The organism is Sphingomonas zeicaulis (genome assembly GCF_050433225.1).
Taxonomy (GTDB): domain Bacteria; phylum Pseudomonadota; class Alphaproteobacteria; order Sphingomonadales; family Sphingomonadaceae; genus Sphingomonas_D; species Sphingomonas_D zeicaulis.
In genome coordinates this window covers 266,973-292,352 of sequence record NZ_JBNPXQ010000005.1, presented here as the reverse complement: position 1 = coordinate 292,352, position 25,380 = coordinate 266,973, and the positions used below count along the sequence as shown (strand labels likewise).

The following is a 25,380-nucleotide window of genomic DNA, read 5'->3' as shown; positions in this document are numbered from 1 at the left end:
TGCGCCAGAGCCGCGGATTTCCGCCACGAGATCGAGGACATGACATGGCTGCAAAGAAGAGTGGGCAGCGGTTCATCAAGGAGAACCGGGCGCCGCGCGTGCACATCGAATATGATGTAGAGACCTATGGATCACGCCAGAAGGTCGAGATCCCGTTCGTCATGGGCGTGATGTCCGACCTTTCGGGCAAGTCGGAGGTCGAGAAGAAGCCGGTCGATGCCCGCGACTTCATCGAATTCGACATGGACAATTTCGAGGAGCGGATGGAGCGCATCGCGCCGCGCACCACGCTCAACGTCGGCAACACGCTGACGGGCGAGGGGCAACTCAGCGTCGACCTCAGCTTCCGCAAGCTCGAGGACTTCGAGCCGGGCCAGATCGCCCGCAACGTGCCCGCGCTGGCGAAGCTGCTTGAGGCGCGCGAACAGCTCAACGACCTGATGCTCTACATGGACGGGCGCGAGGGCGCGCAGGAACTGCTCGACAAGATCCTGAAGGATCCCGCGCTGATGCAGAGCCTCGCCGCGGCGCGGCCCAGCCCGACCGATGGCGACACGCAACCCGCCGATGACGGCGAAGCGCCGGCAGCCTGAACAAAGGAAGCGACATGGAACAAACAGTTCAGCAGCAGGCGCCCACCGCCGGCACCGTCGAGGCTTTCGACGGCGACGAATTCACCCGCCTCCTCCAGCGCGAGTTCAAGCCGGCGACCGAACAGAAGCAGGCGCGCATCGAGGAAGCAGTCAAGACGCTCGCCCAGCGCGCGTTGGCCGATGCAACGATCATCGGCGACGACGTTTTCACGACGGTTGACGCGCTGAAGGCGGCGATCGACCGCAAGCTCAGCGAGCAGGTCAACCTGATCCTGCACCACCCGGAATTCCAGAAGCTGGAAGCGGCGTGGCGCGGGCTCTGGTATCTTGTCGGCAACACCTCGACCGGCCGTGACCTCAAGATCCGCGTCCTCAACATTTCGAAGGACGAGACGCGCAAGATGCTGCGTCAGTATCGCGACGCGGCATGGGATCAGAGCCCGCTGTTCAAGCGGATCTACGAGGCGGAATTCGGTCAGCTGGGCGGTCAGCCGTTCGGCGCGATCACCTGCGACTATTATTTCGACCATAGCGGCCCCGACATCGACATTCTCAAGGGCCTGTCAAAGATCGGCGCCGCCGCACACGCGCCCTTCATCGCGGCCGCCGCGCCGCAGCTGATCGGCATGGATGGCTGGCACCAGCTCGCCAATCCGCGCGACCTCGCCAAGCAGTTCGACGCGACCGATTACATGGCGTGGCGCTCGTTCCGCGATTCCAACGACAGCCGCTATATGGCGCTGACCCTGCCGCGTTTCCTGGGCCGGCGGCTGTATGGCGCGAACAGCGAGCCGGTGGAGGACTTCGCGTTCGAGGAGGACGCCGAGGGCTCGCACGACAATTATCTGTGGCTGAACGCGTCCTACGCGCTGGCGGTGCGGATCACCGAAGCGTTCAAGACCTATGGCTGGTGCACGCGCATCCGGGGCGTGGAATCGGGCGGCACCGTCGAGGATCTGCCGACCTCGATCTTCCCGACCGACGAGGGCGGCGTCGACGTGAAGTGCCCGACCGAGATCGCGATCTCGGACCGGCGTGAGGCGGAACTCTCAAAGGCCGGGCTGATGGCGCTGGTCCATCGCAAGAACACCGACCATGCGACCTTTATCGGCGCGCAGACCCTGCACGCGCCCAAGGCCTATGAGGATCCGGACGCGACCGCGAGCGCCAATCTGTCGGCGCGGCTGCCCTATATCTTCGCGAGCTGCCGCTTTGCGCACTACCTCAAGTGCATCGTGCGCGACTGGGTAGGCAGCACGCGCGAGGCGCCGGTGCTCCAGCGCGACCTGACGAGCTGGATCATGCAATATGTCGACCTGCAGCCGGACTTCTCGACGGAGCAGGACAAGGCGCGCAAGCCGCTGAAGGGCGCCTCGATCGAGGTGATCCCCGATCCGGAAAATCCCGGCTACTATCGCGGCGTCTTCCGGATGATCCCGCACTACCAGCTCGAGGGCATGGATGTGTCGCTGAGCATGGTTTCGCGGCTGCCCAAGGCGGCGAACTGATCAACTTTCCCAATTTCCGAAAAAGGACAAGTAAATGGCAGTCGATATTTTCCTGAAGCTCCAGGGCATCAACGGCGAGTCCGAAGACCAGACCCACACCAACGAAATCGATATCATCGGCTGGACCTGGGGCATGAGCAATATGGGCACCGCGCACATGGGCGGCGGCGCCGGCACCGGCAAAGCGAACTTCAACGACATCGCCGTCACCAAATATGTCGACCTCGCCAGCACTTCGCTGCTGAAGGCGTGCGCGAGCGGCAAGCATGTGCCGGAAGCGGTGATCACGGTGCGCAAGGCGGGTGAAAAGCCGCTTGAATATGTCGTGATCACGATGAAGAAGGTGTTCATCGCCAACGTCCAGTTCGGCGGCAACGCCGGATCCGAGCAGGTGACCGAGGTGATCACGCTCAACTTCGCCGAAGTCGATTTCAAGTATCAGGGCCAGGGCGACACGGGTTCTTCGGACGGCAGCGACTCGTTCAAGTGGAACATCCCGAAGAACGCCGCGGCGTAAGTCGGATGAAAGGTGGGCGGCGCACTCCTGCGGTGCGTCGCCCGGCCGTGGAGACGGGGTGCATCATGAAGATCATGCGGATGAAGAGCCACCCGGTACAGAGCCTCGGCTCGATGGCGTTCGCGGTGCAGGGCAATAGCTTGCTGCCTGCCATGCGCGCATCCAGAGGCTATATCCTCGGTGAAAAGGGGGCGGGCAAATACCCGATCGTCCTTTCTGCCGACACATTCGGAGAGCTCGTCTCGGCGCTCGAAAGCAGTACCGAGCAAGTCTATGTCGAAGAAGCGCCGCCATCGATCGATTCGATGTTCAATGGCGATCAAGGCGTCAGCGATACGGCGTTTCGCATCTTCATGAGCGTGACACGTGGGTCGGAAAAGGCGGAATCCTACAAGATCTACGATGCGAAGAAGAAGATCATCTCGAATGTCGGTACGTGGTTTGCAGGAGACTTCATCGGACCGATGACGTCGAGCCTCACCAGCATAGCTATGGGGGGCTATGATGCCTTCGCCAGCGACGCTGCCGCCGACCTGGCGGACAACAGCACGCCGACCGATGCCGGCGGATGGTGGGAAGAGCTGAAGGATATGACCCGCAGCCTCGAAGCCTATTGGTCGCACAAGGAAACGTACGACGCGGCGACCGCGGGCCGGTCGCAACCGGGCGCTTCGAAAAGCGCCTTCAGAACGGGTGCCTCGAAAGATGGTCGCAAGTGCCACGTCATCCTTTCTCACCTTGGTGGGGATCATGATACTGGCGCGCGAAACCTTACATTTCCCCAGATTGCGAGGGTCGTGAAGACGATCGCGTCTGTCTGACCCAGGCGCTCGATCGCCTCGACGATCAATAAGGATATTCTGATCATGCGTGGATTTGCGCCCGTTGCCGGGCGGACAATGGTGCTGGTCGTTGCCGGATTGCTCGCGTTCGATGGCGTGCTGCAATTCCTGTCGCCGCCGTTTCTCGTCGAGACGATGGCGCATGCCGGCTTCGCCGCGGATGCGGGACAGCGGCTGGCGTTCGTCACCCTGAGCTGTGCGATCCTGCTCGCGATCCCGGCGACGGCGCCGCTCGGCGCTGTGCTGGTCACCGGCTTTCTGGGTGGAGCGATCGCCATCCATTTCCGGCTCGGTGAAATCGGCTCACCGCCGCAACTGATCTGCCTGTTGCTGGGCGTCGTCGCCTGGATCGGGCTGTATCTTGCCGATCCCCGCCTGCGGCGGCTGATCGCAACGGAGGAACCGACGGCATCACTCGCCTGAAGATCGATATCCGGTGCGGCCAATCACCCCCACGCCGCCGCCGGAGATGCTCGCGCCACCACTCGCGAGCAGGAAGCGACAGGATCGGACGAAGGACCCCACACGCAGCGGTCGTGGCCGAACTGTCCGCAGGGAGGGCGTCGGCACGCCGCCGTTCGATCCTGTCGCTTCCAAACTGTCGGTTTTCCCAAAAGGATGAACACTCGCCCCTGAGATGTTCGTTTTCCAGAACGTTGGACGGATCCGCTGCGGCAGGCACCGAATTCGAGCAAGCCATCGGCGCTCTTCCCGGAACGGTCGTTCATACGCAGGCGATGGTCAAGATCGGTATGGGGCCCGATATCGAGATCTTCGAAATGCACTGTCCCGAGCAGGCCCAGCCGATCCGCGCAAACGACTTCGGCATCACGCATTTCGCGCTCTACATGGACGATATCGACGCCTCGGTCGAGCGCTTCCGGAAGGCCGGAGGCACGCCCCTCACCGTGCCGCGCGCCATTCGCTATGCAACCGAAAAAGGCCCTGGAAACAAGCTGTGCTACTGCCGCATGCCATGGGGCACGACGATGGAATTCATAACATCACCCGACCGCATAGCCTATCTTGACCAGACGGATCTGCGCAGGCGGCAAGACGAGGACTGAGCAAAGCGGCCCAAAACACCCCGTTCATCGAGGCGGCGATGCTGACGCTTTCGAAAGGCTCGACAGTGCATGTTCGGGGGGAGCACAATCGGTCGATCGATCTTGCGGTGCGCGCACTAACAGGTTCAAGCTTGTGCAAGCCGTCCGGCGGCGAAGTCCCGCGCGAGCGCGATAAAGGCCTGGAAGGCGGCGGAAGAATTGCGCCGATTGGAATAATAAAGGCACAGAGGCACAAGCGGCGGCGTCCAGTCTTCGAGAATACGCACGAGCCGCCCCGCCGCGATGTCTTCGCGCACATCGGTTTCCATGAAATAGCCAATCCCTACGCCGCTGGAGACTGCGATCCGGGCCAGCGAGGCTTCGTCGAGGGTCATCGGGCCCTCGACGTCGAGTTGCAATTCTTCGCCGTCTTTCTCGAACCGCCAGCGAAACAATGCGCCGTTTGGAAGCCGCACGCGAATGCAGGGGTAGGTCAGCAGTTCCTGGGGCACTTGGGGGATAGGCCTGCTCTCGAAAAATGCGGGAGATGCGGCAATTGCCATACGTCGCTGCTGTCCCAGCGGGATGGCTATCGCGTCGCTGGGCACCAGATCAGCGCTGCGCACGCCCAGATCGAAGCCCGCCGCTATGACGTCGACAAGCCGCCCCTCGGTGACAAGGTCGATATGAACCTGCGGATAGCGCTGCAGATAGCTCAGCACCAGCGGCGCCATGATCTCGCGCGCCGCCGTTGCGAAGGCATTGATGCGCAGGGTGCCGGACGGTGTCTCCTGCTGGGAGCGCGCCGTGTTCATTGCTTTCTGGATGTCCTCCAGCGCAGGTTTGATCTGTGCGACGAAGATCCGCCCCGCGTAGGTGAGCGAGACGCTGCGCGTGGTGCGATTGAACAGCCGCACCGCAAGCTCCCGTTCGAGCTTTCCCACCGCGTTGCTGATGGCGGTGGTCGACATCCCGAGATCGAGCGCTGCCGCCCGAAACGAGCCGCACCGAACGATGGCGAGAACCGCCTCAAGTTCGAGGAGGGAGTGGCGCGTCATTATCCCGATCTCCGTGACACCATATGTCGATTTGTCTCGATTATCAGGCGAAAAGTCCATCGCTAATTATGCCTCGTCACCGTCGAGGAGATGAACATGTCAATGGACCTACCCAAGCCGATTGCCGACTTTGTTGAGGCGAACGCCCGTCTCGATATTGACGGGATGCTGAAGCCCTTCCTGCGCGACGCCGTTTTCATCGACAATGGCAAGCATTTCGAGGGGCAGGCGGCGATTCGTCAGCTTTTCGAAGAAGAAGTGATCCCGGTGAAGGCGATCTTCGTGCCCGATACTGTTCGGGAAGAAGGCGGCGATGTCGTCGTCGAAGGTCCCGCCCATGGTGACTTCCCGGGCAGCCCGCTCCGCTTCACCTATCGCTTCACGCTGGCGGATGGTGCCATCAAGATTCTGGAGACCACGGTATGAGCATCAAGGCCGATCCCACCGAGTTCGCCGGCAAGCGCGTGCTCGTCAGCGGTGGCACCAAGGGGCTGGGCCGCGCCACGGTCGAACGCTTCCTGGCCGGTGGAGCCCGTGTCGTCACCGCCGCCCGCACGATCAGGGATCCGATCGACGGCGTGGAATATCTGGAGGCGGACCTGACGACCGCGGCGGGCGGTGAAGCGCTGGCCAAGGCAGCGCTCGAGCGGCTGGGCGGCATCGACATTCTCGCCCATGTCATCGGTGGTTCGGCTTCGCCGGCCGGTGGCTTCGCCGCGCTGACCGATGACCATTGGCTCGCCGAGTTGAACCTCAACCTGCTGGCGACGGTCCGGCTCGATCGCCTGCTGATCCCGCAGATGCTTGGGCGGGGCGCGGGCACCGTGGTGCACACCACCTCGATCCAGTCCGTCCTGCCTCTGCCCGAATCCACGACCGGCTATGCCGCCGCAAAGGCCGCGCTGAGAACCTACAGCAAGTCGATCTCGAAGGAGCTTGGACCCAAGGGCGTGCGGGTCAATTCCGTCTCGCCCGGCTGGATCATGACGGAGGCAACCGGCGACTTTCTCGAAATGCTACGGGCGGCCAATGGCGGCACGGTCGAGGACGCGCGCCAGTCCGTGCTCGATGCCTTGGGCGGGATCTCGATCGGGCGGGGCGCCGAGCCCGAAGAGGTTGCCGACCTCATCGCCTATCTCGCCTCCGACCGGGCCGCCGCGATCCATGGCGCCGAGTTCGTGATCGACGGCGGGACCATCCATACCGTCTGAGGGTGTCGGGGGGCGGCCGGGCAGGACCGCCCCGATGTCCTGATCCGGCGAGCGGCGTGGTTAGAGGATTGGCCCGATCTCGATCCGCGCCACCACGTGCTCATCGACGCGACCGATTTTGAGAATATCTCACGACCGCGGCGGTGGAAATTGTCTGAGTAATGCCGTACGGATGCTTCGGCCAACAATAGCGGAATCGCGGGAGGGATCGGGCGGTGAGGTTAAGCTCCATAGTGGCGGTGGCTTGTGCTTTGACCCCCGCCGCGGCCGTCGCCCAGTCGGCGCCCGTGGCCATCACCATCACGGCCGATGGCACCGGGCCAGAAATCAGTCGCGATATTTTCGGCCAGTTTGCCGAAAACCTCGGAACCGGGATATATGGCGGCGTCTGGGTGGGCGAGAATTCCCCGATACCCAATGTCCGGGGCATCCGGAGCGACGTCGTGCAGGCTCTCAAAGCCTTGAAGGTGCCGAGTGTCCGCTGGCCAGGCGGTTGTTTTGCCGATGAATATCACTGGCGCGACGGCGTTGGGCCGCATGCCAGGCGGGCTGTGACGGTGAACGGCAGCTGGGGGAACGCGCTAGAAAAGAACGACTTCGGCACCGACGAATTCTTCGATTTTGTCGATCAGATCGGGACCGAAGCCTATATCTCCGTCAATATGGGCTCAGGCAGCGTCAAGGAAGCCGCTGACTGGCTCGCCTATATGACCGCGGACGCCGGCACCACAGCGGGCGCGGAACGCGCCGCCAACGGCCACCCCAAGCAATACCGGGTCAAGTTTCTGGGTCTCGGCAACGAGAGCTGGAGCTGCGGGGGCGCCTATAGCTCCGACTATTATGTCGACGAGATGAAGCGGTACGCCCGGTTCACGCGCAATCTCAACCTGGAGCAGCAGGGCACTGACAACCCCGCCGGCGGATCGGTCGCCGGGTCGGATCCGATGCAGAGGATCGCCGTCGGTCCGGGAGGAATGGACACGGCCTACACCGAAGCGGTGATGAAGGCGTGGAAGAGCCATGACTGGAGCTGGAGCATCGAGGGGCTTTCGATGCATCATTATACCTGGATCAGCTGGCCCCCGCCTTTTTCGAGCATCGACTTTGGCGAGCGCGAATATGCCATGCTCGTCAAGGACACGCTGAAGATGGAGGATATGATCCGCACCCATTCGGCGGTGATGGACAAATATGATCCGGAAAAGAAAGTCCCGCTCGTCATCGACGAATGGGGCGTGTGGCTCGCCAAGCTGCCCGGCAGCAAGGACGGGTTCCTGCATCAGCAGAACTCTATCCGCGACGCCATCATAGCGTCGATTAACCTCAACATGTTCACCCGCCATGCCGATCGGGTGCGCATGACCGCGATCGCCCAGATGGTGAACGTGCTGCAGGCGATGATCCTGACGGACGGCCCGAAGATGGTGCTGACGCCCACCTATCACCTCTTCAAGATGTATGTGCCATTCCAGGACGCGACGCGGTTGCCGATCAGCTTCGATGCCGGCACCTACAAATTCGGCGACGTCAGCGTGCCACGCATCGATGCGATCGCGGCACGCGATACCGACGGGAAGCTGTGGATCGCGCTCACCAACGTCGATCCCAGCAAGCCGGTCGACATCGATGCGGCGCTGGCGGGCATCCGGGCGCGCAACGCGTCAGGCACGATGCTGACCGCTGCGCGGGTCGATGCGGTCAATAGCTATGACAAGCCCGATACCGTCAAACCGCAGCCGATTTCGGCCAGGGTGATCGGCGGGCGCCTGAAGGTGACGCTGCCGCCCAAGTCGGTGACGGTGCTGAGCGTGACGGAATGACGGCCCCATCCCAGGTCGAACGAACGACCGCACGAACCTAGATCGGATCGCATGAAAGCTGTCGTCGCATTGGCCGCAGTCGCTGCGGCGATCGTTCCCGTCGCTGCGCCGGCGGCCTCTCCCGCCCAGCCTTCCGTCGCATCGCCGGCGGCAAGGCAGCGCCTCATCGTGCTGAGCGACATCGAGGCGGACCCTGACGATAGCCAATCCTTCATCCGCCTGTTCCTCTATGCCAACCAGATCGACATGGAGGGGCTGGTCGCAACGACTTCCACCCATATGAAGACATCGATCCATCCGGATTCCATCCGGCGGATCATCGATGCCTATGGCAAGGTGCAGCCCAATCTGGCGCTGCACGAGCCGGGGTATCCGCACGCGGCAAGGCTGACATCCCTGGTGCGAGACGGGCAGCCGGGCTATGGCATGGCGATGGTCGGCACGGGGCGCGATACGGCCGGTTCGCGCCTCATCATCGAGGCGCTCGAACGGAACGATCCCCGCCCGCTGTGGGTATCGATATGGGGTGGCGCCAACACCCTGGCCCAAGCGCTCCATAGCCTAAAGGCAAGCCGATCGCCGGAAGACCTCAAGCGTCTGGTCGCCAAGTTGCGGGTCTATACCATCTCCGATCAGGACGACAGCGGGGCCTGGATCCGCAAGACCTTCCCCGATCTCTTCTATGTCGTAAGCCCGGGTGGCTATGGTTCGGGCACGTGGACGGGTATCCATGCGCGGATCGATGGCGCGGACAACGACATAATCTCGAACGATTGGCTGCGCGACCATATCCAGCAGGGCCATGGCCCGCTCGGCGCGGCCTATCCCGATGTTGCCTATGGCATGGAAGGGGATACGCCCGCCTATCTCTCGCTGATCCCCAACGGCCTCGGCAATCCTGAGCGCCCGGACTGGGGCGGATGGGGTGGACGCTATGAACTCTACACGCCTCCCCGGCAGACGACCGATCCGTCCGGTTTCACCGGCGGCGTGCCGATCGAAGCCGAAACACGGCCGATCTGGACGAACGCGACCGACAATGTGACGCCGCTGGTTCGCAACCATGTGGGCAGGGCCGTCGCGCCCGGCGATCGGTCCTACAAGGATTTTCGCGCGACGCTGTGGCGCTGGCGGCCCGATTTTCAGAACGACTTCGCTGCGCGAATGGATTGGACCACCAGGGCCTACAAGGACGCGAACCATCCGCCGGTCGTGACGCTTGCCGGCCCCGCGCACATGACGGTAAAAAGCGGGCAGCGTTTCGTGCTGAGCGCCGTCGCGTCGACCGATCCTGATGGGGACAGCCTGAGCTACTACTGGTTTCACTATCCGGAAGTCGGCGGCTGGAGCAGCGCGATCGCGTCCAGCATTTCGCCCAATATACACACGGTCGATTTTACCGCACCGAAGGTCGATGCCCCCCGTGACGCGCATTTCATCGTCGCAGTGTCAGATAAGGGCTCTCCGCCGCTCACACGATATGCCCGGGTGATCGTCACCATCGAGCCTTGATGGCAGGTCCCGGTTCGTCTGCAGGCGGAACGCCGCGTCGCCCCGGGGATAGAATGTTAACGTAACCACTGGGCGGAACGCGGCCCGGTGCGTATAATGGAGGGGCGCAATGCCTGGAAAATATCGTCTGTGGCTGTCGGCGGCGCTGCTGGGGCTCGGCACGGCGCCGATTGCAGCGGTGGCATCGGAGCCGGCACGAAGTGTCGCTTCGACCGGGCTTGATGCCCGCGGTCACCTGCAAGGCGTCATCCCGGCCGCTGCGCGCGGCTTTGCCTTCATCCGCCTCGCCCAAGGCGTGCAGATTCGCGTGGGCGGCGTCACCAAGAACCTGATCTTCTACGGCCCGGCAACCCTGCGGGTTAATGCCAATCTGGGTGAGAATTACTGGACCGCACCCAGCCTGGCCGTCATCGCCAAGCCGCAGTCCGTGGCATTTGCACTTTCGCAAACTGCCGACACATTGACGATCAAGACCGCCCGGTTGCGGGTCGATGTCAGCAAGGCGAGCGGTGCCTTGCGCTTCTTCGACGCTTCGGGGCAGCTTTATACCGAGGAAAATTCCGCAGCGCCGCAGACGCTGAGGAAGCTGACGATATCCGGCGCGCCGACGCTGGAGGCGAGCAACCGCTTCACCCTACGCCCGGACGAGGCGATCTATGGCCTGGGTTTCAACGGCACCGAGACGAGCAATCGCCGCGGCAAGGACCTGCTGCTCGTCCAGACCAACGTCGGCATCATCATTCCGGTGCTGATGTCCTCGCGCCGCTATGGCGTGATGTGGGACAGCTATTCTCAGATGAAATTCAAGGACGATGCGAACGGTGCGTCGATGTGGGCCGAAAGTGCGCCGGGCGGCGTGGATTATTACTTCATGGCGGGCGAGACGCCGGATGCGGTGGTCGGGGCCTATCGCGACCTGACCGGCCAAGCGCCGATGTTCCCCAAGCAGGCGTTCGGCCTGTTCATGAGCAAGGAGCGTTACAAGACGCAGGCGCAACTGCTCGACGTCGCCCGCGCCTTCCGCAGAGACGGCTTCCCGCTCGATTATATCGTCCAGGATTGGCAATATTGGGGATCGGACAAGGACGGCAGCTGGAGCGGGATGATCTGGGAGCCGACACGCTACCCCGATCCCGCCGGCATGGTTCGCGAAGTGCATGATCTCAACATGAAGCTGATGGTGTCGATCTGGCCGTCGGTCGGCAACGACACCGCCCTCGCCAAGGAACTCGACAGCCACGGCCTGCGCTTCGCGCCGCTGCACTGGATCTCGAAGAAAGCGCGCGTCTATGACGCCTATAGCCCGCTCGGCCGCAAGATCTACTTCAAGCACATCAAGTCCGGCCTTCTCGACAAAGGCGTCGACGCGCTGTGGATGGACGGGACCGAAATCGAGGTGTCGAGCGCGATGTGGAACGCGCAGGACAATATCCGCGACACGAAGGCGCTGGACAAGAACGCGTTGGGTGACTTCACCCGCTACCTCAATCCCTATTCGCTGCTGACCACGCAGGGCACCTATGACGGGCAGCGGGCGACCAGCGACAAGCGCGTGTTCACGCTGACCCGGTCCGGCTGGGCAGGCGCGCAGCGGACGGCGGCGGCATCGTGGAGCGGCGACATCTTCGCCAGCTGGAAGACGCTGAAGCAGCAGGTGGCGGACGGCGTGAACGTGACGGTGACCGGCAACCCCTATTGGACGCAGGATACCGGCGGTTTCTTCGTCGCGGACTTTCCCGGCGGCGAGAAGAACCCGGCCTGGCGCGAGCTCTATGCGCGCTGGCTGCAATTTTCGGCGTTCAATCCCATCATGCGCATTCACGGCACCAACGTCGAACGCGAGCCCTATCTGTTCAGAACGACGGACCGCGATGTCTACGCCTCGCTGCTCAAGTCTACGCAGCTTCGCTATCGCATGCTTCCCTATATCTACAGCCTGAGCGCCAAGGTGACGTCCGACGGCTACACGCTGATGCGGCCGTTGATGATGGACTTCCCGGACGATCGCGCAACCGACACGATCGACGACAGCTTCATGTTCGGCCCCTCGATCCTCGTTCATCCGGTGACCCGCGCGATGTACAACATCCTGCCGCCGCCGGCCGCGACGATCCCGACGGAATATCTGCGCACCCCGGATGGCGAGCCGGGTCTTGCCGTTCAATATTTCGAAGGCGAGAATTTCGACACGCGCAAGAGCGGGTCGGTTGATCTGAAGATCGATCACACGTGGCCCGATCCGCCGCTGGCGGAGGTGCCAGCGGGTCTTGCAAGTCTTCAGCATTTCTCCGCCAAGTGGGAGGGCACGATCACCGCCCCCGAAGATGGTGAGTATGAGATTGGGCTGGAGGGCAATGACGGCTTCCGCCTGAAGCTGGACGGCAAGACCGTCGTGGAGGACTGGGCGCCTGGATCCGCCCGTTACAAGGGCGCCGTCGTGGCGCTGCGCAAGGGACAGGCGATCAAGGTCGGCATCGACTATTATCAGGTCGACGGCCATCGCATGCTCCGCCTCGCCTGGCTTCGGCCCAGTGAGCGACAGGCGATCGCGGGGCCGAAGCCCGCGCTCGACGAGAGCATGGAAACCTATCTGCCGGCAGGTGCCGGCTGGTATGACTTCTGGACCAACGAGCGTTTCGAGGGCGGTCGCCGCGTAACCCGCCAGGCGGCGCTCGATCTGATTCCGCTCTATGTGCGCGCGGGATCGATCCTGCCGATGGGGCCCAACGTCCAATATGCGACGCAGGATCCGGGTGCCGCCTATGAAATTCGCATCTACCCCGGTGCCGACGCCCGCTTCACCCTCTACGAGGACGACAACGAGACCTATGCTTATGAAAAAGGCGCTCGCGCCACCTATGACCTGGTGTGGAACGACGCGACGAAGACGCTGAATGTGGAAGCACGTCAGGGCAGCTTCCCCGGAATGACGCCGCGCCGCGAGCTCAAGCTCGTGCTCATGAACGGCGTCGGCCGTGGCGGCATGGACATGCTGCCCGCGACCAAGGTCATTTCATACAGCGGCAAAGCCATGAAGGTGCAGTTCTGATGAAGCGGTTGCGGCGTCTGTTTCCGGCGAGCCGCCGGTGGCTCCCTGCGCTCTCCATCCTGGCAGCCTGCCCGGCTTTCGCGCAGGCTGGCCCGCCGATCATCCAGACCCGCTTCACCGCTGATCCGGCGCCTCTGGTGCATGATGGCGTCGTCTATCTGTACACCAGCCACGACGAGGATGACGCCTCAGGCTTCAAGATGCTCGACTGGCTGCTCTACAGCTCGACCGACATGGTCAACTGGACGGATCGCGGCACCGTCGCATCGCTCAAGACTTTCCCATGGGCTGTGCAGACCAACGATGCATGGGCGCCACAGGTGATCGCGCGCAACGGTAAATTCTACCTGTATGCACCGATCAGCGTGGCCGGTTCGCCGAAGAACGTCATAGCGGTTGCCGTCGCCGACAGGCCGGAAGGGCCGTTCATCGATGTGCTCGGCAAGCCGCTGATCGCTGCAAGCGACGGCTTCATCGATCCGACGGTCTGGATCGATGACGACGGGCAGGCCTATCTCTACTGGGGCAATCCTGACCTCTGGTATGTGAAGCTCAACAAGGACATGACCTCCTATTCGGGCCCGATCACCAAGGTTGATCGCGTGCTCGATTATCAGGAGGGGCCGTGGTTCTACAAACGCGACAAGCGGTACTATATGGCGTTCGCCTCGACCTGCTGTTCCGAAGGGATCGGCTATGCGATGAGTGACAAGCCGACCGGGCCCTGGACCTACAAGGGTCCGATCATGGACCATGACGCCCGCGCCACCGGCAACCATCCCGGCATCATCGACTATAAGGGCGGCTCTTACCTGTTCGGCTTCAACTATGAGCTGAACTTTGCAATGACGCCGATCCATCATGAGCGGCGCGCGGTAACCGTCGCGAAGTTCGCCTACAATGCGGATGGCACCATCCCGAACCTCCACTGGTGGGATGTGGCTGGCGCACCCCAGATCGAGCCGCTCGACCCCTACAAGCGGGTAGAGGCGGAAACGATCGCCTGGACATCGCGGATCAGGCGCGATCGCGATCGCCACTATGACTGGGCGCCCGGCGTCACCACCGCACGCGATGCGCGCACGGGGATCTACGTGACGCGCGTGCTGGACCGCAGCTACATCAAGGTGGCGGGCGTGGATTTCGGGACTGCCGGCGCACGCCGCTTCGTTGCGTCCGTCGCTAACGGCGCCGAAGGTTCGGCGGTGGAACTTCGTCTGGATCGCATCGATGGCCCGGTGATCGGAACGCTTCAGGTCGGCGCAACCGGCTCGACCGGCCAGTGGCAGGAGCGCGCGACCTCGATCCGTGGCGCAATCGGTACCCGCGACCTATATCTGATCTTCAAGGGCAACGGCGATCGCCCGCTATTCGATTTCGACTATTGGCGCTTTGCGCGATGAGACTGCGGATCGGATTGCATTGATGTTCGCTTGGCCGGTAAACGTCAGTTCCCCGGCGTGGATCGTGTAGCGCCCGGCAAGCGGACTTATGCCTAGCTGCCTGGTTGCTGATCCCGCCAGATCCACCGCAGCACGTCGGGCAGGATCGCGCCGCCATCGGCGTCCGAGTGGCTTCCGTCGGTCCAGGCGTGCTTGACATCGTATCGCGGGCCGGGGCGCCCCTCTTCGTCAGCGCGCTTGTTTGCCCATTGGAGCGCTTTCAGCATCTGCTGGTTCGCCAGGAACCAGTTCCCATGCTCGTTGTCGAGATCGCTGCTGCCGTCCTGCAGGAAGATCCGCAAGGGGCGGATCGCGCTTTTGCGGATGAGGCCGGGATAGGTGTCACCGCCATAGGTGAGGGGTGAACCGTCGGGGCCGAGCGCGAGCCCGATCGACGTATAGCTGCCGATGAAACTGATGATGTTCCCGAACGCATCCGGATGACGCCATGCCACCGTCCATGACGCAATCGCGCCGCTGGAGGTGCCGCCGATCACGCGCCGTTTCGGGTCGTCCGTGAACCGCCACCTCCGCGCGATCGCAGGCAGCAGCTCCTCCAGCGTCATGCGCGCATAGTTGTCGGAGAGCGCGTCATATTCCTCGGCCCGATGATCCGGGTTTTGCATGCCGAGGTCGGCGGGATAATGCTCGGAGCGATTGCCAGGGGTCACGAATATGCCCAGCGTGGCCGGAATGGCCCGTTCCGCGATGAGCTGGTCGAGGACGGCCGGGACCTTGAGCGAACCGCTCGGGTTTACCGCGCGCTGGCCATCTTGGAACAGCAGCAGGTTGGGCGGCCGCGCCGGATCATAAGCCTTCGGCACATAGACCCAGTAACGGCGCACCGTACCGGGGTAGATGCGGGAGTGGAGTTCGAACGGCCCCTCAAGGCGTCCGTGCTGCAACAAGGCGTCCTGCACGACTTGGCGCCCAGTCGCCCCACGGTCAGTCAGCCCGCGGTTGACCGGCCCGCGCTCGGCCGGGGCGGTTGCGGGCGCGGCGGCAAGCGCAAAGAGCAGCGCCGCGAGAATGATCGTCCTCATCTATACTCCGGCGTTGGCTCTGCACTCACGAAGCATCGCCTCGACCATAACGAAGCCGGGCAGAAGCGCGAACGACGAATCCGAAGCGCGGTGCCGCAAGCAGCATCACGCGCCTCCGGCCGTCTCGCTCACATCGCCGTTTGGTCGGCCGGCATCGAGCCGATCGGCGAGAGGAAGGGCGAGCGTTGGGGAGGGGAGGGATGTTCCTCTTTCGCTGCACGGCCAAACTGACGGGGTGCGCATCCGATCAGGCGCTTGAAGGCGGTGCTGAATGCGCTCTCGGACTCATAGCCCAGCGATGTCGCAACCGCTGCAACGGGATCGTTCGTCTGCTCGAGCCGCTCGCAGGCCAACAGCATCCGCCACCGCGCGAGATAATGCATGGCGGGTTGGCCAAGCTGCTCCTTGAACCGGACGGCGAAGGTGGAGCGCGACATGCCTGCGATCGCCCCGAGCGCCTGCAGCGTCCACGGCCGCGCCGGATCATCGTGGATGGCCATCAGGGCTGCGCCAAGCTGCCGGTCGGCGAGCGCGAAGAACCAGCCCCGCCGATCGCCGTCGGCTGCCGAGAGGGGCACGCGGAGCGCCTGCACCAGCATCAGGTGGGCGAGGTGCCGGACAGCGAGCGCGTTGCCGGGCTCTCCGTTCCGAAGTTCATACATCATCTGCTTGACGCACCAGCGCAGTGCTTCCTGGGCGGGCTGCTCGCGGATGTGGATGATCGGCGGCAGGAAGCTCAGCAGCATCTCGGCCTGGCTGCCCGAGACGCCAAAGCGGCTCCCGACCAGGGACAGGCCGTCGCCGTCGCCGATCGTCACGACCCCGCCCCGCCGTGCCGGCGGGAAGATATCGGCCGCCGGCACGGCCGGTCCGTCGAGATTGCTGCCCAGGCGAAAAGGCCGGCCGGTGGGTAGGACGAAGCAGTCTCCGCCGCCAAGCCAGACCGGGTCATCGACGCCCTCGACGCTCAGCCAGCAGCCGCCCGATACGACGGCATAGCATTTGATCATCTTGTGCTGGTCGCCGAACTGAACGGCCCACGCGCCGCCGGCGTCGAACCCCGAAGACACATGAGCCTGGGGCTTCAGGAGCGATAGCACGTCTGAGAGTGGGTCCATGGGCAGTCCGTCAATCTCGATCGCGGCGCGTCGGTGCCTGCGGCGGAGACATCTAAAGAAGATGCTCGATCCTGATCGGCATGCGGCGCGGTCGGCGGCCGGTCGCATGATAGATGGCATTGGCGACAGCGCCCGCGGCTCCGACCATCGCGACTTCTCCCAGCCCCTTCGAACCGGTAGCGTTCAATAGCGGGTCCGGCCGATCGATGAAGCTCACATCGAGCTCACCGATATCGGCGTTCACCGGCACGACATAATCCGCAAGGTCATTGTTGAGCCAGCCGCCAAAGCGCGGATCGACTTCGGTCTCCTCACGCAGCGCCGACCCGATCGCCCATACCACGCCGCCACGGACCTGGCTCGCTGCGGTTCGCAGCGAGACCACCCGGCCACAATCCGCGACGCTGACGACCTTTGGAACCCGAACCCGCCGGGTCCGCGGTTCGACATGCACCTCGGCGAAGTGGGCGATGTAGCTGAAGGTCGTGAAGGATGGATATTCGGGCCCGGCAAGCGCGTAGCCCGCCGCGCGCAACCCCAGCAGCGCGCGGTCCTCCTGCCCCGGCGCCAGCGTACTGACCTCCACCTCGATATAGGGCCGTCGGACCGTTGCGAGCTTCCTGTGCAGATTGCCGTCGATCTGTCGTCCCGCCAGCAGTTCGTCGATGGCAGCCTTCATCTTGGCAGCAACCGCATCGATGGCGGGAAGGACGCTCGCGGTGCCCCAGGACCCGGCCGTCAGATGTTGCGGCACGAGAGCCGTGTCGCCGATCTGCAGGTCGAGCCGGGCGGGATCGATGTCGAGCTGGCGCAAAAGCGACTGCGCGATCACGGTTCGGATTCCCTGGCCCATCTCGTGCGCGGAAACGGCGAAGCGCGTGCTGCCGTCTGCCGAGACGCGCAGCTTGGCGATATTCGCGGAGGTGATGGCCGGATAGGCGCCGCACGCGACCCCAAGCCCGACCTGCGTGCCATTGGCCAGCACCATCGAACCGGGCGCATGGCTGCGCCGGCTCCAGCCGAAGCGCTCGGCGCCTTGCGCGATGCACTCGTTCAGGAACCGGGATGAGAGCGGGTGCCCCGAAATTGGATCGAGCTTGGCATCGTGCGCCAGGCGAAACGCCACCGGGTCCTTGCCCAGCTTATAGGCCAATTCGTCGACGACGCCTTCAAACGCGAAGGACGCTGGATGGGGGTGAGGCGCGCGCATGTAACCTGGCGCCTGGGTGTCGATACGGACGTTGGCGGTCGTCCCATCATAGTTCGCAACGCCATACATCTGCGGTTGGGACTCATGATAGTGCGGCGGGAATTGGCCGCCTCGCGACTGCTGATGGTCGGCGTCATATTCGATCGCGACCATCTGGCCGCCGGCGTCGGCGCCGATCTTGATCTTGTGGCGGCTGAGCGGCCGGAAACTGGCGTTGTGGAAGACCTGACCGCGCGGCATTACCAGCTTGACCGGACGCCCCGTCAGCATCGCAGCGCGCGCGACCAGCGCGGTTTGCCGTTGCGGGGTGCCCTTCTGGCCGAAGCCGCCGCCGACATAGCTGGATTTCACGTCGATGATCGCCGGATCGAGCGCCAGCGACTTGGCGACGTTTGCCTTGACCACCTGGGCGCCCTGCGTCGCCTCATAGATGGTCAGACGGCCCCCGGACCAGACCGCCATGGTGGACAGCATCTCGATCGGATTGTGGTGCTGGGCGGGGCATTCATATTCGGCTTCGACGACGGTGGTCGCTCGCGCCATGGCCTCGGTGGCGTTGCCCGCCTGTACAGGTTCGGACGGTTCTCTTGCAGCGCCTTCGCTGGTGATGAGGGGCGAGAAGGAGGGCGATGGCGCGTAGACGGCGCGGACCTCCTCCGCGCCCTGAACCGCAGCCTCGATCGACTCCGCGAGGACCAGCGCGACAGGCGCGCCGCGATAGGCGATGTCAGGCACGATCGTCGGGACCGCAGGCGCGGCCGCCATGCCGGTTGCGCCTTTGGGCGGGGGTGTCGGGGCGCGGAAATCCTCCGCCGTGAGGACCCTGAATACGCCGGGGATCTTCATCGCCTCATCGGTCGCGACGGACGTCACGCGGCCCTTCGCGATGGTTGAAGCCACGGTCATGGCGAAAAGCATGGCCGGCAATTGGATATCGGCGGTGAACTGGGTGCGGCCGAGCACCTTATCGCGCGCATCGAAGCGCGCCCGTTCGGAAAAGGGGGCGGACGGCATCAGGCGTTCCTTTCCGCGGCGATCGTCAAGGCGTCTGCTACGGTGCGTGCGCCAAGGTCGATCTTGAAACCATTATGTTTGCCCGCTCGCGCACCTTCCAGAGCGGCGCGGCCAGCGGTGAGCGCACTCGCCGGCGTCAATCGCTGCCCGACGAGCAGTTGTTCGGCCGCGCGGGCCCGCCACGGCCGGGTACCGACACCGCCAAGCGCGACATGCGCGCGGCGGACGCGATCGCCGTCCATGTACAGCGCCACCGCGGCCGACGCGAGTGCGAAAGCATAGCTCTCCCGGTCGCGAACCTTGTGGTAGGTCGATTGCCGCCCCGCGGGCGTCCGGGGCACGACGATCGCGACGATGATCTCTCCGGGCCGAAGCGTGAACTCCAGATGCGGCGTATTGCCTGGCAGGCGATAAAGCTCGGCAATGGGCAAGGTGCGTGACCCATCGGGCCCGGCGAGTTCGACATGGGCATCCAGCGCGGTCAGCGCGACCGGCCAGTCGCCCGGACTGACCGCGGTGCAGGCGTCGCTTTGACCCAACACCGCTTGCCCGCGATCGAGCCCGCCGATCGCGGCGCAGCCGCTGCCAGGCTGTCGCTTGTTGCAGGGATAGAGGCCGACGGACGACGGATTGCCCGTGCCGTTGCGGAAGTAGAGACAGCGCGTGCGCTGAAGCAGGTTGCCACCGACCGTCGCCATGTTGCGGAGCTGCTGCGACGCCGCCTTCCACAGCGATTCCGCGAGCACCGGATAGTCGCGGACGAGTGTCTTGTCGGTCGCCACCGTGCTCATCCGCGCGAGCGCGCCGAAACGCAACTGATCACCGCGCGTCTCGATCGCGTCGAGCCCCTCGATCGCGCTGACGTCGATCAGGTGACGCGGCCGGACGATGTCGAGCTTCATCACGTCGTAGAGCGATGTGCCTCCCGCGATGTAGCTGGCATCGGGCCCGGCCTTGCCGAATGCGGCGATCGCCTCGTCGACGGTCCTGGGCATCATGTATGTGAACGGCTGCATCAGGCCCTCCGCATCTTCGATGCGGCATCCTCGATCGCTGCGACGATCCCGACATAGGCGCCGCAGCGGCAGATGTTGCCGCTCATATATTCGCGAATCCGCTGCCGGGACGTTGCATTGCCTTCGTTCACCAGGGCGACGGCGGCCATGATCTGGCCCGGTGTGCAATAGCCGCACTGGAGCGCGTCATGATCGATAAAGGCCTGCTGCATCGGATGGAGCTGCTCTCCGTTCGAAAGGCCTTCGATCGTCATGACCTCTCGGCCCTGCGTCTTTGCGGCGAGGGTGAGGCATGAGGCGACGCGCCGTCCATCGAGATGGACGGTGCACGCGCCGCATTGACCATGATCGCACCCCTTCTTGGCGCCGGTGAGCGCCAGCCTCTCACGCAGGAGATCGAGCAGGGAGCTGCGGGCGTCGACCCTGAGTTCGACGGGTTTGCCGTTCACGGATGTGCTGAGAAGAACAGAGTGGGCGTTCTCCACTACCACGCCTGAGGTCGCCGGTGTCGCAGGCTGCGCGTCCGCCCGCCCTTCCGGCGTGAGGGGCAGCAGGGCAAGCGCTGCTCCACCTTTCAAAGTGCCGCGCCGCGATACAGTCTGGCGGGACTCGATCGCTGCCGCCTGATCCTTGTCGTCTGCATAATCTGTCATGCGCGAATCTCCATCGCCGTACCCTAACACGGGTCCGGCGCGGTATAATTTCGCGAACGTCCGGGATTCGTTCGTGAAGGTCTCGATCACAAGCACGGAGCGTTCGTGGCAGGCGATGTCCGGGCGTTACGTCAGCGGCCCCCGCCGGAAGTGCCACGTCGGCTCATCGATGCTTGTTCTGGGTCAAGCACGCCCCATCATGAGATCGGCGGCCTTCTCGCCGATCATCATCGAGGCGGCATTGGTGTTGCCGGTGACGATGGTCGGCATGATCGAGGCATCGGCGACGCGCAGCCCGGTCACCCCGCGTACGCGCAGCGCCGCGTCCACCACGGCGCCGGGATCGTCCGATGTGCCCATCCGGCAGGTACCGACGGGGTGGAAGATCGTTGCGGCGCGATCGACCAGCCATGCGTCGATCGCGGCGTCGCTTACCGCATCAGCCCCCGGTTCTTCCTCCTCGATCCGCCACGGTGCCAGCGCAGGCTGTTCGCCGATCGCCCGTGCGAGGCGGACGGCGGCGCGCAAGGTCGCGACATCGCCGGGGGTGGCAAGGTGGTTCGGGCGAATTTCGGGCGGGGCGAACGGATCGGCTGAACGCAGCCGCACGGTGCCACGGCTCTCGGGGTGCAGCGCGATCATGTCGATCGAGAAGCCGTCGAACGGCTGCATGCCCTTCTGCCCATGATTCACCATCGCGCCGGGAATGAACTGGATCTGCACGTCGGGCCGGTCCAGTTCCGGCCGGGTGCGCAGGAAGCCACCCGCTTCCAGCGAGTTGCTGGCTCCGAGCCCGCTGCGTGACAGCAGATAGCGCAGGCCGATAGCACCCGCGCGCCAGCCTTTCGTCCGGCTCCACAACAAGGGTAGGCGCGAGCGATAGGTGACGGCGATATCGACATGGTCCTGCAGGTTGCGCCCCACTCCAGGCAGCGCCGCAACGACTGCCAGTCCGAGCGCGCGCAGATCCTCGGGATGCCCTATCCCGGACAGGCCGAGCAGCTGCGGCGACTGCATCGTCCCCGCACACAGCACGATCTCTCGGTTGGCGGCGATGCGGCGGGGCATGCGATCCTTGCCGCGTACATATTCCACCGCGACGGCGCGGCCGTCCTCCACCACGATGCGCGTGACGTGCAGTTCCGTACCCGCCGTCAGGTTGGGTCGCTTCAGCGCCGGCAGGAGAAAGGCGCGTCTGGCGCCTGCACGGCTTCCGCCCTCGATGTTGACCTGGTAACGGCCGACGCCTTCCTGATCGCGGCCGTTGAAATCGTCCGTCTCGGGATGGCCTGCCGCCTTCGCCGCCGCGATGAAGGCGCGATAGATCGGGTCGCGCGAGGTGCCGTAGCGCACCGGCAGTTCCCCGCCCTTGCCATGCCACGCGTCAGCCTCGCCGCCAAAGTCCTCCATGCGGCGGAACAGTGGGAGCACATCGTCGTAGCCCCAGCCGGCCAGACCCATCTGCCGCCATTGATCGTAATCCGCGCGATTGCCGCGAACATAGAGCATGCCGTTGATCGACGAGGATCCGCCCCACCCCTTGCCGCGGGGCACGAACATCCGCCGCCCGCCCAACGCCTCCACCGGCTCGCTTTCGAATGCCCAGTTGCTGGGGTTCGCCGCCCGCATCAGTGTCGCCATGCCGGCGGGCATCGTGGCGAGCAGCCCGGCGTTGCGGCCTCCCGCTTCCAACACCACCACCCGCGTGGACGGATCGGCGCTCAGCCGGTTGGCAACCACACAGCCTGCGGAGCCGGCGCCGATCACGACATAGTCGGCGGTATCGGGCAGCGCGCTCATGCGATCATGATCGCGTCGGCATAGCGGAGGATGTCTCCTTGCGCTTCGATGGAAAGCGGTCGGAATGCGCGATCCTGTCGGCAGCAGTTGCCACGTCTTTCTCCGTTTGTTGTCGACGGTATGCGCCGTCCGATACTCACGGTTTCCAGATATGCGCGTCGGATGCGCAAGTGAAGCGCATTGGATATTCCAATGCGCGCATTGCGTAATAGATGGGCCTTTCGTGGTGCGACGAGATGGAATGCCCGCAGCCGGGGCTGACCAGCGGGCATGGGGCGCTGCCCGCTTGGTCCCGATCGCCGGGAGGTCGCCCTAGGCTGTCCTGAGCACGATACGCTGCGGAATGACATTATCGTCGATCCGCCACAGCTTGATCACATGCCTGCCACGCCCAATCTCGCCCAGCTCGGTCCGCAGCACGACGACATTGTTCCGCACGGCATCGGCCCAGCGCATCTTGGCCGGATTGTCCTGCGCGCCGCCTGTCGGCTCCAGCATCGATGTCAGTATCTGCGCCGCGTGATCGTCCACGGATATCCCGATGCGCAGGGGCTTGAGGCCGGTCGTGTTGATCGTGGGCACGAGGTGGAGCTCTACCGTCGCGGTCCCGGCCTGCTCGACGGTAACATCATATTCCGCACGCACCCCGTCAGAGATCTCGGTCGCGGGACGCCCCTGCGGCAAAGCCACCAGTGCGCCCTGGCTGAGTCCGAGATGCGGTATCGCGGTCCACGCCAGCCCGGCGGCGTCGCGGGTCCGGCTGAACGCTGTCGCCTCGATGACGCGAACGCCCGACGGCGGAGGCGGGAGGGGGGCAAATTCCGCGGCGCGATTGCGCTCGGCCGCGGGCACATCGCCGCCGACCCGGGTGATGCTCGGCATCGCTTGTCGCACCGGATCGTTCCAGATCACATAGTTCATATGGACCTGCGCCATCATCCCGTCCCATTTGCCGCCGGCAATGCTGTGATAGCGTTGCGTCAGCTCGCCATCCCGACGGAAGGTAGCCTCCACCTGATCGGCGAAGCCGTTGGCGCGAGGATCGTTGCTGGAGGCCAGCCGCTTGTTCCACGCCGCGGCATAATAGAGGCGATAGAGGTTGGCGAGCGCCGAGATCGGATGTTCGACGAGCTGGAAAAACGCATCGTGCTGGTCGGCGCCAAGACGCCCGCGCACGTCGAGCATCCGCCGCTCCAGCGCATCCCACTCCGCAATGATTGCGCCGAACGCACCGCCGTCCAGCGGACCGTGCCCGGTCTCGCGGCCGAGCGGGAAGCTGTCCTGGTCAATCAGCTCGGGCTTGCGACGCGCCGCATAGCGGCCATAGGTCGTCAGCAGCTCACCGATGCGCTCGCCTTCCGCCGGCCCGAAGATCGCCGTCGCCCAGCGTGCGGGATAGGTCGCCAGCATCGCCGGCGTCATCGCATCGGGATTCCATGCCTGTCGCATGAAGAAGCTTAAGGGGAACTCCATCGGCTTGATGTCACCGACATTGGCGATCCAGATGGTGCGTGCGCCTCGCCGATAGGCAAGGTCCATCTGTTGCCACACCTTTTCGATCTGGTTCGTGTTGATCCATTTATAATTGCGGGGCACGCCGACATAATCGAAATGATAATAGACACCATATCCACCGCTGCGCGGCGTCACATCAACCGGGAGGCGTCGGATCTGGCCCCAATTATCGTCGGAGAACAACAGGGTTACATCGTCGGGAACGCGCATCCCATGATCGTAATAGTCCTGCACTTCCTTGTAGAGCGCCCACACCTGTGGCGTCTGATCGGCGGGGCGGCCGGTGACGTCGGCGATGATCGCGCGCTGGTCTGCGACGATCCTTTCGAGCAGTCCGGTCGCTGTGCCCTCGGCCATCGCCTCGTCGCCATCGCCGCGCATCCCGACAGTCAACACGCTTTCATAGCCGCGCCCGTCGCCCTTCGACATCATCCGCTCTAGGCCCCCGCGCCAGAAGTGGCGGAGGTTTTCGCCATTGCTCGCATAGTCCCATTTGCCGCCGGTGACGCCGTCAGCGGTATTGCGATGCCACTCATCCTGTGCCCGCGTAAGCGGTTCGTGATGAGACGTGCCCATCACCACGCCCATCGCATCGGCAAGGACCATGTTACCGGGATCGTCAACGTTGAACGCCTTCGGGGCCCACATCGCCGGCCACAGATAATTGCCCTTCATCCGCAGCAACAGTTCGAAGACATGCGCATACATTGCGGCGTTGATGCCGCCGAACTTCTTCCTGGCCCAACCGCTGAAGCAAGGATCCTCATCGTTGATGAAGAAACCACGATAGCGAACCTTGGGCTGTTCGCGGCGCGCGTCGATCGGCACGAACACGCTTCGTCTTCGCGCGACCGGCGCGTCCGCGAACCAGTGCCAGGGCGAGACCCCGATCCGTTCGGACAGGTCGTAGGTGCCGAACACCGCTCCCCGACGATCCGAGCCGACAACAAGCAAGGCGCGCGGAACCCCTGCAAATGGTCGCTCGATGATGACATGGCGATATGCTTCCCATTCGCCGGTTAGGTCGGATACGGCGATGCGTCGCTCGGTGACCAGCCGATCGATGACCTCGCTCTTCCCGAGTACGCCGATAATGACGAGCGGGCCCCGGGCGGTGCCGATATCGACCGGGCGCTCGGGCGCCTGGCCACTCACACGCGTCATATCTTCAGCGAAGCGGTCGGCGACATGGCGGACGGCACTGTCGGCCTCGGCGTCGATGAGGAGCTGCGCCGGCCGCCCGTCGGCCACGATGCCGAACGACGCGGCCGGCTCGGGGGAGCGCGCTTCTGCCGGCGGCAGGCCTTCGACCAGGCGCCAGCCGCCGCCTACGGCGATTGCGGCACTGCCCAGCAGCGTGCGGCGATCCAGCTTCGGGCCCCGTGGTCGCATTATCTATCCTCTCGTTATGGG

The 25,380-nt window shown here is 64.2% G+C and carries 20 protein-coding genes; 12 read left to right on the top strand and 8 right to left on the bottom strand.

From position 1 onward, the window contains the following. The first annotated feature begins 44 nt into the window (after nt 1-44). The 6 genes from tssB (at nt 45) to FHS96_RS18185 (ending at nt 4,527) form a co-directional block, all read left to right on the top strand. Nucleotides 45-593, top strand: coding sequence for a type VI secretion system contractile sheath small subunit (tssB, locus tag FHS96_RS18210; protein ID WP_429594759.1), 549 nt, complete (start codon nt 45-47; stop codon nt 591-593). A gap of 14 nt (nt 594-607) precedes the next feature. Beyond that, nucleotides 608-2,101, top strand: coding sequence for a type VI secretion system contractile sheath large subunit (gene tssC / locus FHS96_RS18205; RefSeq protein WP_429594756.1), 1,494 nt, complete (start codon nt 608-610; stop codon nt 2,099-2,101). A 34-nt stretch (nt 2,102-2,135) separates the two neighbouring features. Next, complete coding sequence (locus FHS96_RS18200) at nt 2,136-2,618, top strand: Hcp family type VI secretion system effector (protein WP_429594753.1); 483 nt, start codon at nt 2,136-2,138, stop codon at nt 2,616-2,618. Nucleotides 2,619-2,683: 65 nt separating this feature from the next. Then, nucleotides 2,684-3,439 carry a hypothetical protein gene (locus FHS96_RS18195; protein WP_429594750.1) on the top strand — a complete coding sequence of 252 codons (756 nt, stop codon included), beginning with the start codon at nt 2,684-2,686 and terminating at the stop codon, nt 3,437-3,439. 45 nt (nt 3,440-3,484) lie between these two features. Further along, nucleotides 3,485-3,883, top strand: coding sequence for a DoxX family protein (locus tag FHS96_RS18190; protein ID WP_429594747.1), 399 nt, complete (start codon nt 3,485-3,487; stop codon nt 3,881-3,883). Nucleotides 3,884-3,996: 113 nt separating this feature from the next. Next, nucleotides 3,997-4,527: a VOC family protein gene (locus FHS96_RS18185; protein WP_429594745.1), complete on the top strand. Its 531-nt coding sequence runs from the start codon at nt 3,997-3,999 to the stop codon at nt 4,525-4,527. Between the two features lie 125 nt (nt 4,528-4,652). Here FHS96_RS18185 and FHS96_RS18180 read toward each other — a convergent pair whose 3' ends face one another. Further along, the gene (locus FHS96_RS18180) at nt 4,653-5,564 is read right to left on the bottom strand and encodes a LysR family transcriptional regulator (RefSeq protein WP_429594742.1); all 912 of its coding nucleotides are present in this window, start codon (nt 5,562-5,564) and stop codon (nt 4,653-4,655) included. Between the two features lie 96 nt (nt 5,565-5,660). Between FHS96_RS18180 and FHS96_RS18175 the strand changes: the two genes are divergently transcribed. From FHS96_RS18175 to FHS96_RS18150, 6 genes are all read left to right on the top strand, one after another. Beyond that, nucleotides 5,661-5,990: a nuclear transport factor 2 family protein gene (locus FHS96_RS18175; protein ID WP_429594739.1), complete on the top strand. Its 330-nt coding sequence runs from the start codon at nt 5,661-5,663 to the stop codon at nt 5,988-5,990. Beyond that, nucleotides 5,987-6,775 carry an SDR family oxidoreductase gene (locus FHS96_RS18170; RefSeq protein ID WP_429594736.1) on the top strand — a complete coding sequence of 263 codons (789 nt, stop codon included), beginning with the start codon at nt 5,987-5,989 and terminating at the stop codon, nt 6,773-6,775. Before FHS96_RS18175 ends, FHS96_RS18170 begins: the two co-directional genes overlap by 4 nt. Before the next feature lie 215 nt (nt 6,776-6,990). Continuing rightward, on the top strand, nt 6,991-8,595 hold the full coding sequence (locus tag FHS96_RS18165) for an alpha-N-arabinofuranosidase (RefSeq protein ID WP_488168727.1): 1,605 nt from the start codon (nt 6,991-6,993) through the stop codon (nt 8,593-8,595). A 51-nt stretch (nt 8,596-8,646) separates the two neighbouring features. Beyond that, complete coding sequence (locus FHS96_RS18160) at nt 8,647-10,107, top strand: DUF1593 domain-containing protein (RefSeq protein ID WP_429594731.1); 1,461 nt, start codon at nt 8,647-8,649, stop codon at nt 10,105-10,107. A 109-nt stretch (nt 10,108-10,216) separates the two neighbouring features. Continuing rightward, entirely contained in the window at nt 10,217-13,156 is a 2,940-nt protein-coding gene (locus FHS96_RS18155; RefSeq protein ID WP_429594728.1) for a glycoside hydrolase family 31 protein, read from the top strand. Continuing rightward, nucleotides 13,156-14,559: a glycoside hydrolase family 43 protein gene (locus tag FHS96_RS18150; RefSeq protein WP_429594726.1), complete on the top strand. Its 1,404-nt coding sequence runs from the start codon at nt 13,156-13,158 to the stop codon at nt 14,557-14,559. The genes FHS96_RS18155 and FHS96_RS18150 overlap by 1 nt, the downstream gene beginning before the upstream one ends. A gap of 92 nt (nt 14,560-14,651) precedes the next feature. Here FHS96_RS18150 and FHS96_RS18145 read toward each other — a convergent pair whose 3' ends face one another. The 7 genes from FHS96_RS18145 to FHS96_RS18115 form a co-directional block, all read right to left on the bottom strand. Next, nucleotides 14,652-15,518, bottom strand: a complete 867-nt coding sequence (locus FHS96_RS18145) for an alpha/beta hydrolase (RefSeq protein WP_429594723.1) — start codon at nt 15,516-15,518, stop codon at nt 14,652-14,654. A 251-nt stretch (nt 15,519-15,769) separates the two neighbouring features. Further along, the gene (locus FHS96_RS18140) at nt 15,770-16,759 is read right to left on the bottom strand and encodes an AraC family transcriptional regulator (RefSeq protein WP_429594956.1); all 990 of its coding nucleotides are present in this window, start codon (nt 16,757-16,759) and stop codon (nt 15,770-15,772) included. Between the two features lie 52 nt (nt 16,760-16,811). After that, nucleotides 16,812-18,983, bottom strand: coding sequence for a xanthine dehydrogenase family protein molybdopterin-binding subunit (locus tag FHS96_RS18135; protein ID WP_429594720.1), 2,172 nt, complete (start codon nt 18,981-18,983; stop codon nt 16,812-16,814). Continuing rightward, nucleotides 18,983-19,999 (bottom strand): FAD binding domain-containing protein, encoded by a 1,017-nt coding sequence (locus FHS96_RS18130; protein WP_429594717.1) that lies wholly within the window; start codon nt 19,997-19,999, stop codon nt 18,983-18,985. The genes FHS96_RS18135 and FHS96_RS18130 overlap by 1 nt, the downstream gene beginning before the upstream one ends. Continuing rightward, nucleotides 19,999-20,748 carry a (2Fe-2S)-binding protein gene (locus tag FHS96_RS18125; protein ID WP_429594714.1) on the bottom strand — a complete coding sequence of 250 codons (750 nt, stop codon included), beginning with the start codon at nt 20,746-20,748 and terminating at the stop codon, nt 19,999-20,001. Before FHS96_RS18125 ends, FHS96_RS18130 begins: the two co-directional genes overlap by 1 nt. 87 nt (nt 20,749-20,835) lie before the next feature. Next, the gene (locus tag FHS96_RS18120; RefSeq protein ID WP_429594711.1) at nt 20,836-22,452 is read right to left on the bottom strand and encodes a GMC family oxidoreductase; all 1,617 of its coding nucleotides are present in this window, start codon (nt 22,450-22,452) and stop codon (nt 20,836-20,838) included. A 312-nt stretch (nt 22,453-22,764) separates the two neighbouring features. Continuing rightward, nucleotides 22,765-25,359: a glycosyl hydrolase 115 family protein gene (locus FHS96_RS18115; protein ID WP_429594708.1), complete on the bottom strand. Its 2,595-nt coding sequence runs from the start codon at nt 25,357-25,359 to the stop codon at nt 22,765-22,767. Between the last annotated feature and the right edge of the window lie 21 nt (nt 25,360-25,380).

Coding starts and splice junctions, on each gene's coding strand:
- tssB (WP_429594759.1), top strand. CDS start 45: ATGGCTGCAAAGAAGAGTGGGCAGCGGTTCATCAAGGAGAACCGGGCG.
- tssC (WP_429594756.1), top strand. CDS start 608: ATGGAACAAACAGTTCAGCAGCAGGCGCCCACCGCCGGCACCGTCGAG.
- FHS96_RS18200 (WP_429594753.1), top strand. CDS start 2,136: ATGGCAGTCGATATTTTCCTGAAGCTCCAGGGCATCAACGGCGAGTCC.
- FHS96_RS18195 (WP_429594750.1), top strand. CDS start 2,684: ATGAAGATCATGCGGATGAAGAGCCACCCGGTACAGAGCCTCGGCTCG.
- FHS96_RS18190 (WP_429594747.1), top strand. CDS start 3,485: ATGCGTGGATTTGCGCCCGTTGCCGGGCGGACAATGGTGCTGGTCGTT.
- FHS96_RS18180 (WP_429594742.1), bottom strand. CDS start 5,564: ATGACGCGCCACTCCCTCCTCGAACTTGAGGCGGTTCTCGCCATCGTT.
- FHS96_RS18175 (WP_429594739.1), top strand. CDS start 5,661: ATGTCAATGGACCTACCCAAGCCGATTGCCGACTTTGTTGAGGCGAAC.
- FHS96_RS18170 (WP_429594736.1), top strand. CDS start 5,987: ATGAGCATCAAGGCCGATCCCACCGAGTTCGCCGGCAAGCGCGTGCTC.
- FHS96_RS18160 (WP_429594731.1), top strand. CDS start 8,647: ATGAAAGCTGTCGTCGCATTGGCCGCAGTCGCTGCGGCGATCGTTCCC.
- FHS96_RS18155 (WP_429594728.1), top strand. CDS start 10,217: ATGCCTGGAAAATATCGTCTGTGGCTGTCGGCGGCGCTGCTGGGGCTC.
- FHS96_RS18150 (WP_429594726.1), top strand. CDS start 13,156: ATGAAGCGGTTGCGGCGTCTGTTTCCGGCGAGCCGCCGGTGGCTCCCT.
- FHS96_RS18140 (WP_429594956.1), bottom strand. CDS start 16,759: ATGGACCCACTCTCAGACGTGCTATCGCTCCTGAAGCCCCAGGCTCAT.
- FHS96_RS18135 (WP_429594720.1), bottom strand. CDS start 18,983: ATGCCGTCCGCCCCCTTTTCCGAACGGGCGCGCTTCGATGCGCGCGAT.
- FHS96_RS18130 (WP_429594717.1), bottom strand. CDS start 19,999: ATGCAGCCGTTCACATACATGATGCCCAGGACCGTCGACGAGGCGATC.
- FHS96_RS18120 (WP_429594711.1), bottom strand. CDS start 22,452: ATGAGCGCGCTGCCCGATACCGCCGACTATGTCGTGATCGGCGCCGGC.
- FHS96_RS18115 (WP_429594708.1), bottom strand. CDS start 25,359: ATGCGACCACGGGGCCCGAAGCTGGATCGCCGCACGCTGCTGGGCAGT.